The sequence below is a fragment of the Rhizobium tumorigenes genome (assembly GCF_003240565.2).
GTDB classification, from domain to species: domain Bacteria; phylum Pseudomonadota; class Alphaproteobacteria; order Rhizobiales; family Rhizobiaceae; genus Rhizobium; species Rhizobium tumorigenes.
In genome coordinates this window covers 313,533-328,174 of record NZ_CP117255.1, presented here as the reverse complement: position 1 = coordinate 328,174, position 14,642 = coordinate 313,533, and the positions used below count along the sequence as shown (strand labels likewise).

General features: G+C 61.8%; 15 protein-coding genes. 5 read left to right on the top strand and 10 right to left on the bottom strand.

Features of this window, described 5'->3' with window-relative positions; genetic code table 11:
- The 4 genes from PR017_RS01615 (at position 1) to PR017_RS01600 (ending at position 4,281) form a co-directional block, all read left to right on the top strand.
- A complete protein-coding gene (locus PR017_RS01615) occupies positions 1-1,098 on the top strand; it encodes a type III polyketide synthase (protein ID WP_275113009.1) in 1,098 nt (365 codons plus the stop codon).
- Positions 1,095-1,592: an isoprenylcysteine carboxyl methyltransferase family protein gene (locus tag PR017_RS01610; RefSeq protein ID WP_111217495.1), complete on the top strand. Its 498-nt coding sequence runs from the start codon at positions 1,095-1,097 to the stop codon at positions 1,590-1,592. Before PR017_RS01615 ends, PR017_RS01610 begins: the two co-directional genes overlap by 4 nt.
- An 87-nt stretch (positions 1,593-1,679) precedes the next feature.
- Complete coding sequence (locus tag PR017_RS01605; protein ID WP_111217493.1) at positions 1,680-2,927, top strand: NAD(P)/FAD-dependent oxidoreductase; 1,248 nt, start codon at positions 1,680-1,682, stop codon at positions 2,925-2,927.
- A 133-nt stretch (positions 2,928-3,060) separates the two neighbouring features.
- Entirely contained in the window at positions 3,061-4,281 is a 1,221-nt protein-coding gene (locus tag PR017_RS01600; RefSeq protein ID WP_111217490.1) for a YeeE/YedE family protein, read from the top strand.
- Between the two features lie 10 nt (positions 4,282-4,291).
- Here PR017_RS01600 and PR017_RS01595 read toward each other — a convergent pair whose 3' ends face one another.
- The 8 genes from PR017_RS01595 to PR017_RS01560 all read right to left on the bottom strand — a co-directional run bounded on the left by PR017_RS01595 (position 4,292) and on the right by PR017_RS01560 (position 12,893).
- Positions 4,292-4,816: a gluconokinase gene (locus PR017_RS01595; protein ID WP_111217488.1), complete on the bottom strand. Its 525-nt coding sequence runs from the start codon at positions 4,814-4,816 to the stop codon at positions 4,292-4,294.
- 24 nt (positions 4,817-4,840) lie between these two features.
- Positions 4,841-5,794 carry a peptide ABC transporter ATP-binding protein gene (locus PR017_RS01590; protein WP_111217486.1) on the bottom strand — a complete coding sequence of 318 codons (954 nt, stop codon included), beginning with the start codon at positions 5,792-5,794 and terminating at the stop codon, positions 4,841-4,843.
- Complete coding sequence (locus PR017_RS01585) at positions 5,791-6,807, bottom strand: ABC transporter ATP-binding protein (protein ID WP_111217484.1); 1,017 nt, start codon at positions 6,805-6,807, stop codon at positions 5,791-5,793. Before PR017_RS01585 ends, PR017_RS01590 begins: the two co-directional genes overlap by 4 nt.
- Positions 6,807-7,697 (bottom strand): ABC transporter permease subunit, encoded by an 891-nt coding sequence (locus PR017_RS01580; RefSeq protein WP_111217482.1) that lies wholly within the window; start codon positions 7,695-7,697, stop codon positions 6,807-6,809. The genes PR017_RS01585 and PR017_RS01580 overlap by 1 nt, the downstream gene beginning before the upstream one ends.
- A gap of 10 nt (positions 7,698-7,707) precedes the next feature.
- Complete coding sequence (locus PR017_RS01575; RefSeq protein ID WP_111217480.1) at positions 7,708-8,712, bottom strand: ABC transporter permease subunit; 1,005 nt, start codon at positions 8,710-8,712, stop codon at positions 7,708-7,710.
- Positions 8,713-8,796: 84 nt separating this feature from the next.
- Complete coding sequence (locus PR017_RS01570; protein ID WP_111217887.1) at positions 8,797-10,392, bottom strand: ABC transporter substrate-binding protein; 1,596 nt, start codon at positions 10,390-10,392, stop codon at positions 8,797-8,799.
- Between the two features lie 345 nt (positions 10,393-10,737).
- Positions 10,738-11,226, bottom strand: coding sequence for an iron-responsive transcriptional regulator RirA (gene rirA, locus PR017_RS01565; protein WP_111217476.1), 489 nt, complete (start codon positions 11,224-11,226; stop codon positions 10,738-10,740).
- Positions 11,227-11,396: 170 nt separating this feature from the next.
- Complete coding sequence (locus PR017_RS01560; RefSeq protein ID WP_111217474.1) at positions 11,397-12,893, bottom strand: CoA-acylating methylmalonate-semialdehyde dehydrogenase; 1,497 nt, start codon at positions 12,891-12,893, stop codon at positions 11,397-11,399.
- A gap of 118 nt (positions 12,894-13,011) precedes the next feature.
- Between PR017_RS01560 and PR017_RS01555 the strand changes: the two genes are divergently transcribed.
- Positions 13,012-13,893 carry a LysR family transcriptional regulator gene (locus PR017_RS01555; RefSeq protein ID WP_111217472.1) on the top strand — a complete coding sequence of 294 codons (882 nt, stop codon included), beginning with the start codon at positions 13,012-13,014 and terminating at the stop codon, positions 13,891-13,893.
- A gap of 9 nt (positions 13,894-13,902) precedes the next feature.
- Here the strand turns inward: PR017_RS01555 and PR017_RS01550 are convergent, their stop codons facing one another.
- Complete coding sequence (locus PR017_RS01550) at positions 13,903-14,058, bottom strand: hypothetical protein (protein WP_164498230.1); 156 nt, start codon at positions 14,056-14,058, stop codon at positions 13,903-13,905.
- A gap of 33 nt (positions 14,059-14,091) precedes the next feature.
- On the bottom strand, positions 14,092-14,520 hold the full coding sequence (locus PR017_RS01545) for a DUF4174 domain-containing protein (RefSeq protein WP_111217470.1): 429 nt from the start codon (positions 14,518-14,520) through the stop codon (positions 14,092-14,094).
- Between the last annotated feature and the right edge of the window lie 122 nt (positions 14,521-14,642).

Here is a 14,642-nt window from a genome sequence, read left to right as displayed (position 1 = left end):
GTGTTCTCGGCAGTAGCGCGCGAACAGCGCCAAAGGAGACAGTTTTTGACAGACCAAGTTAAGCTCGTCGGACTGGCCGTCGCCACGCCCGAGCACATCATCCTGCAGTCGGAAGCCAAGGAGATGGCCGCCCGCCTGTTTTCGGATCGCTACCGCGAATTTAAGCCACTCTCGCGCGTCTTCGACAATGCCGGGATTACCAAACGGCATTCGGCGAGACCTTTGTCATGGTTCTCCGAACCGCATGCCTGGAAAGACCGTCTCGCCGCCTATGCCGAGGTCGCCAGCACACTGTTCGTTGAGGCCACCACCAGGGCGCTCGATCATGCGGGTCTGACGGCGGCCGATATCGACTGCATCGTCACCGTATCGTCCACCGGCTTTGCGACTCCGAGCCTCGAGGCGCGGCTGGCCGTCCAGATGGGTTTCCGCGCCGATATCGAGCGAGTTCCCGTTTTCGGGCTGGGTTGTGCTGCCGGGGTCTCCGGCTTTGCCATCGCCACGCGCATGGCCCGCGGCAGGCCAGGAGCGACCGTGCTGTTCGTTGCCATCGAACTCTGTTCGCTGTCGTTCCGGCTGGATGCCCCGACCAAGCCCAATATCATCGCCACCGCTTTGTTCGGCGATGGTGCCGCTGCCTGCATCCTGCGCGCAGGGCCCGGCGGGCTGGCAGAGGTGGAAACGACGGGCGAGCACCTGTTTCCAGACACCCTCGGCATCATGGGCTGGCAGATCGATGACGCCGGCTTCGGTATCATCCTCGAACAATCCCTGCCGCCGTTCGCAGAGGCAGAGGTGGGCCCGGCAATCGCCTCGATCCTGGCGCGTTCGGGACTGGCACTTTCCGATATCGACCGGTTCATCTGCCATCCCGGCGGGGCAAAGGTCCTGGTCGCGCTGGAAGCGACCTTCGGGCTGGAACCGGGATCACTCGACCATGAGCGCGCCGTCATCGCCGAATATGGAAACATGTCGTCGCCGACCGTACTTTTCGTGCTCGAAAGGGCTATTGCCGCAGGCCTGCCCGAGCGCTCAGCGATGGTCGCCATGGGGCCAGGCTTCACGGCCAGCTGCGTCACGCTGAAGAGGGTCGCCTGATGTTGCCGGCAATTGCACTCCTGACCTTCGTCACCCTGCAGCGCCTGGCCGAACTGGTGCATGCCAAGCGGAACACCAAGGCGCTGATGGCCCAAGGCGGACGCGAGATCGGGGCGGAGCACTATCCCTATATGGTCGTCATGCACGCGGCCTGGTTGGTCGGTCTGTGGATCTTCGGCTGGAACCAGCCCATCGACTTGTTCTGGCTTGCCATTTTCGCGGTTCTGCAGCTGCTGCGCGTCTGGATTCTTGCCACACTCGGCGGGCGGTGGACGACGCGGATCATCGTCCTGCCGGATACCCCCAGGATCGTCACGGGACCCTACCGCTTCCTCAGCCATCCGAACTATGTAATCGTCGTTGGCGAGATCGCAGCCATGCCGCTGGCGTTCGGACTGCCATTGTTTGCGCTCGTTTTCTCGCTGCTCAACGCGGCGATGCTGACCGTCCGCATCAAGGCAGAGAACAAGGCATTGAAGGACGCGATGCTTTAAGCTTGCACGGTCACATTTTTAATTTGCAACGCAGCAAATCGACAGGCACTTTCCGGGTTTGAAAATGCTGACCGACCGCAGGGAATTATGACAAAAGACGCAATCGTGCTTGGCGCCGGCATAGTCGGCGTATCGACCGCCATCCACCTGCAGCGCCGCGGCCGGCAGGTGACGCTGATCGACCGCAAGCAGCCCGGTCAGGAAACGAGTTTCGGCAATGCCGGGCTGATCCAGCGCGAAGGCGTCGTTCCCTATGGTTTCCCCCAGCAGTTCGGCCTGCTGCTGAAATACGCTCTTAATAACCGTATCGATGCCCACTATCATCTCAGCGCCCTGCCCGGCCAGCTGGCGTTCCTCGCAAAATACTGGTGGAACTCCAATGCCAAGCGGCACGCACTGATCTCGCGGGCCTACGCCCCGCTGATCGAGAACTCGATCCTCGAACATGCCGACCTGATCCAGGCCTCAGACGCCGAACATCTTATCCGCAAGGACGGCTGGATGGAGATCTTTCGCACCGAGGTCAAGCGCGACGAGGAATTTGCCGAGGCCGCCAAGCTGAAACGCGAATACGCGGTGGATTTCGAGGCGATGACCCCTGCCGACGTCGCTCGTGCCGAGCCGAACATCATGGGCCAGTTCGTCGGCGGTCTGCGCTGGAAGGATCCGTGGTCGGTGCTCGATCCGGCCGGGCTGACAAACGCCTATATGCGCTACTTCGAGAGCCTCGGCGGCCGCTTCGTGCGCGGCGACGCAGCCTCGCTCGGCCAGTCGGGATCGGGCTGGCGGGTGATGACTACGGACGGCCCGTTGCAGGCCGACGATGCCGTGTTGGCGCTCGGTCCCTGGGCCGACACCGCCACCTACCGCCTGGGCTACAATTTTCCGCTCGGCGTCAAGCGCGGCTATCACATGCACTATGCGACAGAGGGCAACGCGGTTCTCAACAACTGGACGCTGGACAAGGAGCGCGGCTACTTCCTGGCGCCGATGAACCAGGGTATCCGGCTGACGACCGGTGCCGAATTTGCTTCCCGCGACGCGCCGAAGACGCCGGTGCAGCTCGACCGCGCCGAAAAGGTCGCCCGCACCATCTTCCCGCTCGGCGAACGGCTGAGCCCGGAGCCTTGGATGGGCGCGCGGCCTTGCACGCCGGACATGATGCCGGTCATCGGCAAAGCGCCGAGGCACGAGGGCCTGTGGTTTGCCTTCGGCCACGCCCATCATGGCCTGACGCTCGGACCTGTCACCGGCAGGGTGCTTGCAGAGATGATCACAGGCGAGACGCCGTTCATCGATATTTCGGCCTATGGACCGGAGCGCTTTCGGCCCTGAGGGGCGACAATCATGTCCCCGTAGCCCGCGGTCGTGGCATGCTCGTTCGCTTTTTCGCTCAACTGAAGAATAGTGTTCCTCTCGCCCGGATAGGAACAGGCGTAAAAGTGCTTCCTGCAAACAGGAGCATGTCATGTCTGTCGCCTTGCCGTCCATAAACGAGACCAAAGCCCCACTGCTGGGAGCGCCGGGTGTAGGATCGCTCGCCGTATTGATAATGGGCACCGTGCTTCTGGGCTACTTCTACGGCCCGGCACAGGGCGCGCTGTTCCTCGTCGGCGGAGCACTCGGCATTGCGCTCTACCACGCTGCCTTCGGTTTCACCTCCGCGTGGCGGGTATTCATCGTCGATGGCCGCGGACGCGGGCTACGGGTGCAGATGATCCTGCTGGCGCTTGCCGTCATCCTGTTCTTTCCATTCCTTGCAAGCGGGTCGCTGTTCGGCCACGAGGTGAAGGGCTCGGTCTCGCCGGCCGGGATCGGCGTCATCGTCGGTGCCTTCATGTTCGGCATCGGCATGCAACTCGGCGGCGGTTGCGCTTCAGGCACGCTGTTCACCGCCGGCGGCGGCAATGCCCGCATGCTGGTCACCCTGTTCTTCTTTGTCGTCGGCTCGGTGCTGGGCACCGTCAATTTTGACTGGTGGGTGAGCCTGCCGGCGCTTCCACCGATTTCGCTGGTACAGAGTTTCGGCGCAGTTGGCGGCATTGGGGTCTCGCTCGCCATCTTTGCAGTCATCGCCGGACTGACGGTCCTAGTCGAAAAGCGCCGCCATGGGGCACTCGAAACCGAAACGCCAGCCAGGCATCACGGCCTGCAGCGCCTGCTGCGCGGTCCATGGCCGCTCGTCCTCGGTGCGGTCGCGCTGGCCCTGCTGAATTTCGCAACGCTTTCGATTGCCGGTCGTCCCTGGGGGATCACATCCGCATTCGCGCTCTGGGGCGCCAAGGGCGCAGCACTCATCGGCATCGATCCGACCGCCTGGGCCTACTGGCAGACACCGGCCAATGCGAAGGCTCTGACGGACAGCGTCTTTGCCGATGTCACCTCGGTGATGGATTTCGGCATCATTGCCGGCGCGATGCTGGCATCGTCGCTTGCCGGGCGGTTTGCGCCGAGCCTCGACATTCCGCTGCGCTCCATCCTTGCGGCGGTCGTTGGCGGGCTTTTGCTCGGCTATGGCGCCCGCATCGCCTACGGATGCAATATCGGCGCCTATTTCTCCGGTATCGCCTCCGGCAGTCTTCACGGCTATCTCTGGGCCGTTGCCGCTTTCGCCGGCAACGTGCTCGGCGTGCGGCTCCGTCCCTACTTCTTCTTCGAGCGCAGAGTGCTGTCTCGGGCAGACGGCTAACCGATTCTCGTCAGCCGATTGCAGCGAGACCCTTGACTGCCGCAGCGACGATGCCGTCGATGCTGTCGTCGATATCGACGGTGACCACGCCGGGTTCGCCGGTCGGCACTTCCAGCGTCGCCAACTGGCTTTCGAGCAGCGATGTCGGCATGAAGTGGCCCTTGCGCTCGCCCATGCGGGTGTTGAGCAAGGCGCGGGAGCCTTCGAGATAGACGAAGGCAAGCGCGCCGCCGGCTTCGCGGCGCAGGCGGTCGCGATAGGTGCCCTTCAGCGCCGAGCATGTCACGACGATGCCTTCGCCGCGAGCCACGGCTGCGGCGATCTCGGCACCGATCAGGTCGAGCCAGGGCCAGCGATCCTCATCCGTCAAAGGTGTGCCGCGGCTCATCTTCTCGACGTTGGCCGACGGATGCAGGGCATCCCCTTCAACGAATTTGAAGACCAGCTTGCCGGCAATTGCCTCGGCAATCGAGGTCTTGCCGCTGCCGCTGACGCCCATCACGACGATAGCCCGGGGGCCGATTGGTTCACTCATTGCATGCGGTCCTGTTACTCGTGTTCAGTCCAGCGGAAAATGGCAGGCAAACCCATGCGCCGCAGCCTGGTCAAGCAGCGGCTCGCTTGTCCGACAGAGATCCTGCGCTTTCCAGCAGCGCGGATTGAAGTGGCACCCGGAGGGCGGATTGAGCGGCGACGGCAGTTCGCCCTGAAGGCGGATGCGGGTCTTAGCGCGCTCGGGATCGGCGATCGGCGTCGCCGACAGCAGGGCTGCCGTATAGGGATGGCGCGGATGAGCGAAAACATCGGCGGCGCTTCCGGTCTCGACCGGGCGGCCGAGATACATGACCATCACCTCATCGGCGATATGGCGGACGACAGACAGGCCGTGCGAGATGAAGAGATAGGCCAGCCCCATCTCCTTCTGAAGATCCATCAGCAGGTTCAGCACCTGGGCCTGGATCGACAGATCGAGCGCCGAGACAGGTTCGTCGAGCACCAGCACCTTCGGCCGCAGCATAAGCGAGCGCGCGATGGCGATGCGCTGGCGCTGGCCACCGGAGAACATGTGCGGATAGCGGTCGTAATGTTCCGGACGCAAGCCGACGCGCTCCATCATAGCCTCGGCCATAGCGCGGCGGGTGGCAGAGTCGTGCGAGGTGTTGATCTTCAGCGGCTCTTCGAGGATGGCACCGACCTTCTGGCGCGGATTGAGCGAGCCATAGGGGTTCTGGAAGACGATCTGGACCTGGCTGCGCAGGCTGCGGTCGCCGATGCGGGCCGGCTTGCCGTCGATCAGCAATTCGCCGGCAGTTGGGTCCTCGATCATCGTGACGAGACGGGCGAGTGTGGACTTGCCGCAGCCGGATTCGCCGACGACGGCCAGCGTCTTGCCGGAATAGAGGCTGAAGCTGACGCCGTTCAGCGCCTTCACGGTAGCGTCCGGCTTGAACATGCCACGATTGACGGTGTAATAGCGGGCGAGATCGCGCCCTTCGAGAACGGCGCCGCTCATCGGACGTCTCCTGCGGATTCTGCGACACGAACGCCGGGGTGGTTGAGCGGGACGCCCTTGACCAGCGGATAATTGCACAGGGCATTGCCAAGATCGGCGCCCTGGCGGACGACCGCGCGATCACATTCAGCCGTCGCGAACGAACAGCGCGGAGCAAACAGACATGCCGGCGGACGGTCGTGCTGGCCGGGAACGACACCGGCGATAGACGGCAGGCGCTGGCCGACGACGGCCCGTTCCGGAAGTGCCGACAGCAGCGCTGCGGTATAGGGATGATGCGGATCGCGGAACAGCTCCTTGACGGGCTGCTCCTCGACCTTCTGGCCGGCGTACTGCACCTGGACGCGCTCGGCGGTTTCGGCCACCACGCCCATGTCGTGGGTGATGAGGACAAGGGCCATGCCCTTTTCCTGCTGCAGGCGCACGAGCAGGTCGAGGATCTGGGCCTGGATGGTGACGTCGAGCGCAGTCGTCGGTTCGTCAGCGATCAGAAGCTTCGGGTCGCAGGCAAGCGCCATGGCGATCATCACGCGCTGGCTCATGCCGCCCGACATCTGATGCGGAAAGTTGGACAGGCGTTCTTCGGGCGCTGGAATGCCGACCAGTTGCAGAAGCTCGATCGAGCGGGCACGGCGGGCCTTGCGGTCGAGGCCCATGTGAACCCGCAGCGTTTCGCCGATCTGGAAGCCGACAGTGAAACACGGGTTGAGACTGGACATCGGCTCCTGGAAAATCATCGCCATGTCCTTGCCGATGATGCTGCGGCGCTGGCGACCGGACATGCCGCGCAGGTCGTTGCCATCGAACATCATCCGGTCGGCAGTGATACGCGCGGTCCATGGGAGCAGGCCCATGACAGCGAGCATCGCGACCGACTTGCCGGAACCAGATTCACCGACGATCGAGAGGATCTCACCCTTGTCGCAGGCAAGCGACACACCATCCACGGCCCGGAACACACCGGACGAGGTCTGGAATTCGACGGTCAGATTTTGGATATCGAGAAGGGACATCACGACCTCTTCAATTTTGGATCGAGGGCATCGCGAAGGCCGTCGCCCATCAGGTTGATGGCAAGCACCGTGATCAGGATGGCAAGACCCGGGAAGGTCACCACCCACCAGGCGCGCTGAATGAATTCCCGTGCCTCGGCAAGCATCGTGCCCCACTCCGGCGTCGGCGGCTGGGCACCCATGCCAAGGAAGCCGAGCGCTGCCGCATCGAGGATCGCCGCCGAGAAGGCGAGCGTCGCCTGGACGATCAGCGGCCCGAGACAGTTCGGCAGGATGGTCTTGAACATCAGCCGCATCGTGCCGGCACCGGCAACGCGGGAGGCGATGACATATTCCTTCTCGCGCTCGGTCATGACAGAGGCCCGGGCGAGACGCACGAAATGCGGCTGGTTGACGAGCGAGATCGCTATCATCGCATTGACGAGGCCGGGGCCGAGGACGGCCACCAGCACCAGTGCCAGCAACAGCGACGGAAAGGCGAGAATGATGTCCATCACCCGCATGATGGCGATATCGAGCCAGCCGCGGAAGAAGCCGGCGATCAGGCCTATGACGACGCCCGTCAGCACAGACAGCGTTACCACCACCAAGCCGATGAACAGCGAGAAGCGGGCGCCGAAGATCAGTCGCGACAGGATGTCACGACCGACGGCATCGGTGCCGAGCAGATGCGACCACTCGCCGCCCGTCATCCAGGCCGGTGGCATCAGGAGCTTTTCGCGGATTTGATCGCTCGGTCCGTGCGGCGCCACCCACGGCGCGAAGACGGCGAGAAACAGCACGACGAGGAAGACGCCAAGACCGATAACGGCGCCCTTGTTGCGGGAAAAATAATACCAGAACTCCGAAAGCGCGGAGGGATGGCCGGTGTTGGTGCTGACCGAGCTCATGCAGCCTCTCCTAGTGACGAATGCGGGGGTTGATGAAGCCGTAGGTGACATCGACCAGCAGATTGACGAGCATGATGACGCCGGCGATCAGCAGCAGGCCGCCCTGCACCACCGCATAATCGCGCTTGAACACGGAATCGACCATCCATTTGCCGATGCCGGGCCATGAGAATATGCTCTCGGTCAGGATGGCGCCGGCCAGCAGCACGCCGATCTGCAGGCCGATGGTGGTGATGACCGGGATCATGGCATTGCGCAGCGCATGCACGCCGATGACGCGGAACGGCGTCAGGCCCTTGGAACGGGCGGTGCGGACATAGTCCTCGCCGAGCACTTCGAGCATCGCCGAGCGCGTCTGGCGGGCGATGACCGCCAAGGGAATGGTGCCGAGCACGACGGTCGGCAGGATCAGGTAGCTCAGAGCCGACTTGAAGGCTCCGGGTTGGCCAGACAACAGACTGTCGATCAGCATGAAGCCGGTGACCGGCTTGAAGAAATACATTAGCGAGATACGGCCGGACACGGGCGTCCAGTGCAGATAGCCCGAGAAGAAGATGATCAGCAGCAGGCCCCACCAGAAGATTGGCATGGAATAGCCGACCAGCGCCACGCCCATGATCGACTGGTCGTACCAGGTGCCGCGCTTGACGGCTGCAAACACGCCGGCCGGCACCCCGAGACAGATTGCAAGGAGGATGGCACAGAGCGACAGCTCCAGCGTGGCCGGAAACAGCGTCAGGAACTCGCCGAGAACCGACCGTTTGGTGACGATCGAGGTGCCGAAGTCTCCGTGCAGCAAATTGCCGAGATAGGAGAAATACTGGATCCATATCGGCCGGTCGAAGCCGAGATCGTGCATGATCTGGGCATGACGTACATCGGACATCACCCGTTCGCCGGACATCAGCATGACGGGATCGCCGGGGAGAAGCCGGATGAAGGAGAACGCGATCAGCGAGACCCCGAGGAATGTGGGGATCAGAATGGCGATGCGTCCGAGGAGAAAGCGCAGCATGGCGTATATATCCAAAAAATTCACCGGCGATCAGGAGACCTGACCGCCGGATGAAGCCCGGGAACCGGATTTTAGGGTACTATCTTACTCAGCGATATCCACGCCGTCAAAGCGGTGAATGCCGAGTGGATCCATGAAGTAGCCCGTTACCTTCTTGCTGATAGGCGCAAAGGCGATGGAGTGGTCGAGCGTGTTCCATGGAGCTTCGCGCTTGAAGACGACCTGGGCCTGCTGGTAGAGCTTGGTGCGCTCGCCCTGGTCTGCAGTCTGCTTGGCAGCCTTGACCAGCTTGTCGAACTCGGCGTTGCACCACTGCGCGCGGTTGTTGCCGCCAACGGCATCGCAGCCGAGCAGCGTGTCGAGGAAGTTGTCCGGATCGCCATTGTCGCCTGTCCAGCCGAGGATGGCGGCGCCATCGCGGGCCTTGTCCTTCGACAGCTTGAGGTATTCAGCCCACTCGTAAGACACGATTTCGACGGTGACGCCGATCTTGGCAAGGTCCGACTGCATCAGTTCTGCTGCACGACGAGCGTTCAGCATGTAGGGACGCGAGACGGGCATAGCCCAGATCTTCATCTTCAGGTCTTTGATGCCGGCAGCCTCGAGGGCCTTCTTGGCAGCTTCCGGATCGTACTTGTCGTCCTGGATGGCATCGTTGTAGGACCACATTGTCGGCGGGATCGGGTTCTTGGCAACGGCAGCCGCACCCTGGAACACCGCGTCGACGATGGCCTGCTTGTTGACGGCCATGTTCAGCGCACGGCGGACTTCAGGCTTGTCGAAAGGGGCTACCATCGTGTTGTAGGCGAGGAACGAGACGTTCAGGCCAGGCTGCTCGAGGACGTTGAGGTTAGGATCCTTCTTGAGGTCCTGAACGTCTGCGGCATTCGGGTAAGGCATGATGTGGCATTCGCCGGCCTTCATCTTCTGGGCGCGAACGGCAGCGTCCGTAGTGATGGCGAAAACGAGATCGTCGATCTTTTCCTTGCCATGCCAATAGGTGTCGTTGGCCTTGTAGCGAATGACGGCGTCGGGCTGGTAGGCGACGAAGGTGAACGGACCGGTGCCGAGCGGCTGCTGGTTGAGCATCGGCATCTTGCCGTCGGCCTGCAGCTTGTCGGCATATTCCTTCGACAGGATGGATGCGAAGTCCATCGCGAGGTCAGCGAGGAACGGCGCTTCCGGCTTGTTGAGCACGAACTTCACCGTCAGGTCGTCGACCTTCTCGATCGACTTGACCAGATCGGGAAAGCCCATGCCGGCGGAGTATTCCCAGGAAGCACCCTCGACATACTTGTTCCACGGAGTGCCGGACTTCAGCTGGCGGTCGAATGAGAAGATGACGTCGTCAGCAGTGAGCTCGCGGGTCGGCGTGAAGAAGTCGGTGGTCTGGAACTTGACGCCGGGACGCAGCTTGAACGTATACTCCTTGCCATCCGGGGACACCGTCCAGCTTTCAGCGAGACCAGGCTCGATCTCGGTGCCGCCATGCTTGAACTCGACAAGACGGTTATAGACCGTACGCGAAGAGGCGTCGAAAGTCTGGCCGCCGGTGTATAGACCCGGATCAAATCCCTCCGGCGATGCTTCCGAGCAGTAGACCAGCGTTTTAGACCAGGCGGACGTTGCCATGACCGAAGCCAAAGCCGTCGCTGCCAGGAGGACAGAAATCTTTTTCATGATGCCGTTTCCCAAATTTGTTATTATTCGAAGTTGTGTATTTCCCGGAGTACAATCCGCAAAGACGGCAGATGGAACGATATTTGACGAGTGAAAGCAACATGCCGCAACTAAAAATTTTCCAGACGGTCAAGTTTCTCGAGAGTTTTGGGAATGTGACGGAAATCCAGCGAGTTTACCGTTGGAGTAGCCTCGATTTGCGCGTTGCGCGGAGTCCGGCTCCAGAATTTTAACGCGCAAAGCCGACCGTCGCGGCTGTAGCCTCCGCGATCACGAATTGAAAAAATGGAGAGTATTACCGGCTGTGGATGCGCTGAAGCCGAACCGCTTTCGACGGACCGCGCTTCAGGCTGCCGGGGCGGCGATGGCGATGCGCTTGTTCAGGGCGTTGTGGTCGCGATCGGTGATGCCGAGCAGGAAGTTGATCTGCGGTCGGGCCTTGACGAGATCGTCGATCGAATAGTCAGCCAGCACGTCGAAAAAGGCATTGAGGGCCTTGCGCAACGCGGAGTTCAGGCCGCAGCTATCGACCAATGGGCATTCGACAGCGCCCTCCTCGAAGCATTCGGCCATTGCAAAGCTGTCCTCGGTTACCTTGACGACATCGAAAAGGCTGATCTTGTCGGCTGCACGACCGAGACGCACGCCGCCGTTTCGACCACGCACGGTATCTATGAGGCCGGCCTTGGTCAGCGGCTGCAGGATCTTGAAGAGGAAAAGCTCGGAAACGCCATAGGCCTTGGCGATTTCAGGGATACGGCTGAGGTAGCCTTCGTTGGCAGCGCAGTACATCAGCATGCGAACCGCGTAGTTGGTCTGTTTGGTCAAACGCATGCCAGTCTCCTGAATCAAAGCCTCAAGGAGGTATATAGGACCAACGGTAGTTTTGAACAATTCCAAAAGATGAAATTTTCGTTCACGTTTACTCGTTTTCATCATCTGCTCTCAACGTCAACGGGCTCCCTTGATGGGAGCCCGTCGGTTTGTCGATCAGTTGAAGACTTTTACTTCATCGTCGGCATGACGAATTCGGCTCCATCCTTGATGCCGGATGGCCAGCGGGCGGTGATCGTCTTGGTCTTGGTCCAGAACTTGATCGAGTCCGAGCCGTGCTGGTTGAGGTCGCCGAAGCTCGATGCCTTCCAGCCGCCGAAGGAGTGGTAGGCAAGCGGCACCGGGATCGGCACGTTGATGCCGATCATGCCGATATTGATGCGCGAGGCGAAGTCGCGGGCAGCATCGCCGTCGCGGGTATAGATGGCGACGCCGTTGCCATACTCATGCTTCATCGGCAGTTCGAGCGCTTCCTCGTAGTTCTTGGCGCGCACGACCGAGAGAACCGGCCCGAAGATTTCGGTCTTGTAGATGTCCATGTCCGGCGTGACGTTGTCGAACAGGCAGCCGCCGACGAAATAGCCGTCTTCATAGCCCTGCAGCTTGAAGCCGCGGCCATCGACCACGAGCTTGGCGCCCTCTTCCACACCGCGATCGATCAGGCCGGTGACGCGGGTCTGGGCTTCCTTGGTGACGAGCGGGCCGAGATCAGCCTTTTCGTCTGTGTAGGGGCCGATGCGCAGGGCTTCGACCATCGGTGTCAGCTTGGCGATTAGCCGGTCGGCTGTCTCCTCGCCGACCGGGACGGCGACCGAGATTGCCATGCAGCGTTCGCCGGCCGAGCCGTAGCCGGCGCCCATCAGGGCGTTCGCAGCCTGGTCGAGATCGGCGTCGGGCATGATGATCATGTGGTTCTTGGCACCGCCGAAGCACTGCGCCCGCTTGCCGTTCATCGCTGCCGTGCCGTAGACATAGCGAGCAATCGGCGTAGAGCCGACGAAGGAGATCGCGCCGATGTCGGGATCGGTGAGGATGGCGTCGACCGCGCCCTTGTCACCGTTGACGACGTTGAGGATGCCGGCCGGCAGACCGGCTTCGATCATGAGTTCGGCCAGACGCATCGGCACGGACGGATCGCGCTCCGAGGGCTTCAGGATGAAGGCGTTGCCACAAGCGATGGCTGGCGCAAACATCCACATCGGGATCATGGCCGGGAAATTGAACGGCGTGATGCCGGCGCCGATACCGACGGCCTGGCGCATGGAATACATGTCGATGGCCGGACCTGCGCCCTCGGTGAACTCACCCTTCTGCAGGTGCGGGATGCCGCATACGAACTCGCAGACTTCGAGGCCACGAATGATGTCGCCCTTGGAATCCTCGATGGTCTTGCCGTGTTCGCGCGACAGCAGTTCGGCCAGTTCATCCATGTGCTTGTTGAGCAGTTCGACAAACTTGAAGAAGACGCGGGCGCGGCGCTGCGGGTTGGTGGCAGCCCATTTCGGCTGGGCTGCCTTGGCGTTGGCAACGGCGGCGCGCATCTCCTCGACGCTTGCCAGCGCGACGGTCGCCTGGATCTCGCCGGTGGCCGGATTGAAGATATTGTTAGTGCGGCCGCTAGTGCCGGCTACGGCCTTGCCGCCGATGAAATGACCGATCTCGCGCATAGTGCCTCCTACCCTGGTTTCTCTTGGTTTTGCGATGGCCGACATTCGCACTTCAATTTGCACAAATCAATGCGCTGCTGTAATCAACTGTTGTGCATAAATAGACATAAGGTCGATCATGGACTGGGACGACGTTCGCATGTTTCTCGCCGTCGCCCGGACTGGGCAGATCCTCGCCGCGTCGAAACGGCTTGGCGTCAACCACGCAACGCTGAGCCGCCGGGTGACGACGCTCGAGCAGCGGCTGAAGACGCGGCTGCTGGTGCGCCGGACCAACGGTTGCGAACTGACGGCCGAAGGTGAAATCTTCCTGAATGCTGCGGAGAGGATGGAGGCCGAGATGCTGCGTGCGCAGGCAAGCGTTGGGCATCTCGACAGCACGGTGGCTGGCACGGTGCGGATCGGCGCACCCGACGGTTTCGGCGTCTCGTTCTTGGCACCGAGGCTCGGCAGGCTCATTGCGCGGCATCCGGAATTGCGCATCCAGCTTGTCCCCGTGCCGCGCTCGTTCTCCCTCTCGCAGCGCGAGGCCGACATCGCGATCACGCTGGAGCGACCGGAGCAAGGCCGCCTGATATCGGCGAAACTCACCGACTATTCGCTCGGACTCTATGCCTCGCAGGCCTATCTCGACCGCGCCGGAGTGCCAGGCAGCGTGGACGCCCTGAAATCGCATCTCCGGATCGGCTACGTCGAGGATCTGATCTTCACCGCGTCCCTCGCCTTCACCAACGAGGTAATGCGCAATTGGGATGCATCGTTCGAGATATCGACCGCGATCGGCCAGACCGAAGCGGTGCGTTCTGGCGCAGGGGTGGGTATCCTCCACGACTACATTGCCCGCCAATATCCGGAATTGATTCAGATTCTGCCGGATGCCAGCATACGCCGGGCCTACTGGACGACCTATCACGAGTCCGCACGCGACCTGATACGCGTCCGGACCGTCGTTGACTATCTTCAGGAACTGGTCACCGACGAAAGGGGCATGTTTCTCTGACGAGCCGGATTACACCTGCATCGGCGGATCGTCGTTCTCGTCTGGATTGGGCAGCGGCACCTCGTCCGGCAGGGTGTCAGGTTCTGGCTCGCCGATGGGCGGAACAGGCGTCCATCCCGGCGCCGGCATCGGGGGCTGTTCTTCTGGCTTCAGGGGCTGAGACATTGGTGCTCCTTTCACAGGGGTGCGGATTGGAAATCAGCGATCTTGCTGGCGCGTGGTCTCGGCGGCGCGCATCGGCATTCCGTCGATGATCTCGAACAGTTCCTCGCAGGCGACGGGCTCGACCGCACGCAGTTTGACGCTGCCGTCCTTGCCGATCAGGATCGCGGCAAAGATGCCGGATTCCGGAGCTTCCAGTTCTTCCCGGAGACGGTCCGCCTCCAACGGGCCGGCATCACCGAAAACCGCAACCACGTTGTCTTGCGTCACTTTCAGGACGACCAGATCGCGCTCCTGCAGTCCCTCCCGGTCGGAGAGCAGCAGGTTTTCCTGCCGGCTGCCGCGCGTGTTGTCGGTGTCCGTGAAAATCACCAGCACACGGCTTTTCCATTGGTAGATATCCAGGCTTGATACGGCGGTGGAACCATCGACTTTCGTGGCGCCGTAGAGAAGTGTCTTGTTCATGTAAATCTCCCGTCATCCATTCAACGGAAATCGGTCGGAGCAGTTCCATGACAAATCCGCAACCTTGACTGCGACTGAGCGGATTGGCGATCGGCGATCGGCGAGAGAAGCGATAACTCCAC

Excerpts from the sequence above, each read along its gene's own strand:
- PR017_RS01605 (WP_111217493.1), top strand. The coding sequence starts at position 1,680 with ATGACAAAAGACGCAATCGTGCTTGGCGCCGGCATAGTCGGCGTATCG.
- PR017_RS01600 (WP_111217490.1), top strand. The coding sequence starts at position 3,061 with ATGTCTGTCGCCTTGCCGTCCATAAACGAGACCAAAGCCCCACTGCTG.
- PR017_RS01595 (WP_111217488.1), bottom strand. The coding sequence starts at position 4,816 with ATGAGTGAACCAATCGGCCCCCGGGCTATCGTCGTGATGGGCGTCAGC.
- PR017_RS01590 (WP_111217486.1), bottom strand. The coding sequence starts at position 5,794 with ATGAGCGGCGCCGTTCTCGAAGGGCGCGATCTCGCCCGCTATTACACC.
- PR017_RS01585 (WP_111217484.1), bottom strand. The coding sequence starts at position 6,807 with ATGTCCCTTCTCGATATCCAAAATCTGACCGTCGAATTCCAGACCTCG.
- PR017_RS01580 (WP_111217482.1), bottom strand. The coding sequence starts at position 7,697 with ATGAGCTCGGTCAGCACCAACACCGGCCATCCCTCCGCGCTTTCGGAG.
- PR017_RS01575 (WP_111217480.1), bottom strand. The coding sequence starts at position 8,712 with ATGCTGCGCTTTCTCCTCGGACGCATCGCCATTCTGATCCCCACATTC.
- PR017_RS01570 (WP_111217887.1), bottom strand. The coding sequence starts at position 10,392 with ATGAAAAAGATTTCTGTCCTCCTGGCAGCGACGGCTTTGGCTTCGGTC.
- rirA (WP_111217476.1), bottom strand. The coding sequence starts at position 11,226 with ATGCGTTTGACCAAACAGACCAACTACGCGGTTCGCATGCTGATGTAC.
- PR017_RS01560 (WP_111217474.1), bottom strand. The coding sequence starts at position 12,893 with ATGCGCGAGATCGGTCATTTCATCGGCGGCAAGGCCGTAGCCGGCACT.
- PR017_RS01555 (WP_111217472.1), top strand. The coding sequence starts at position 13,012 with ATGGACTGGGACGACGTTCGCATGTTTCTCGCCGTCGCCCGGACTGGG.
- PR017_RS01550 (WP_164498230.1), bottom strand. The coding sequence starts at position 14,058 with ATGTCTCAGCCCCTGAAGCCAGAAGAACAGCCCCCGATGCCGGCGCCG.
- PR017_RS01545 (WP_111217470.1), bottom strand. The coding sequence starts at position 14,520 with ATGAACAAGACACTTCTCTACGGCGCCACGAAAGTCGATGGTTCCACC.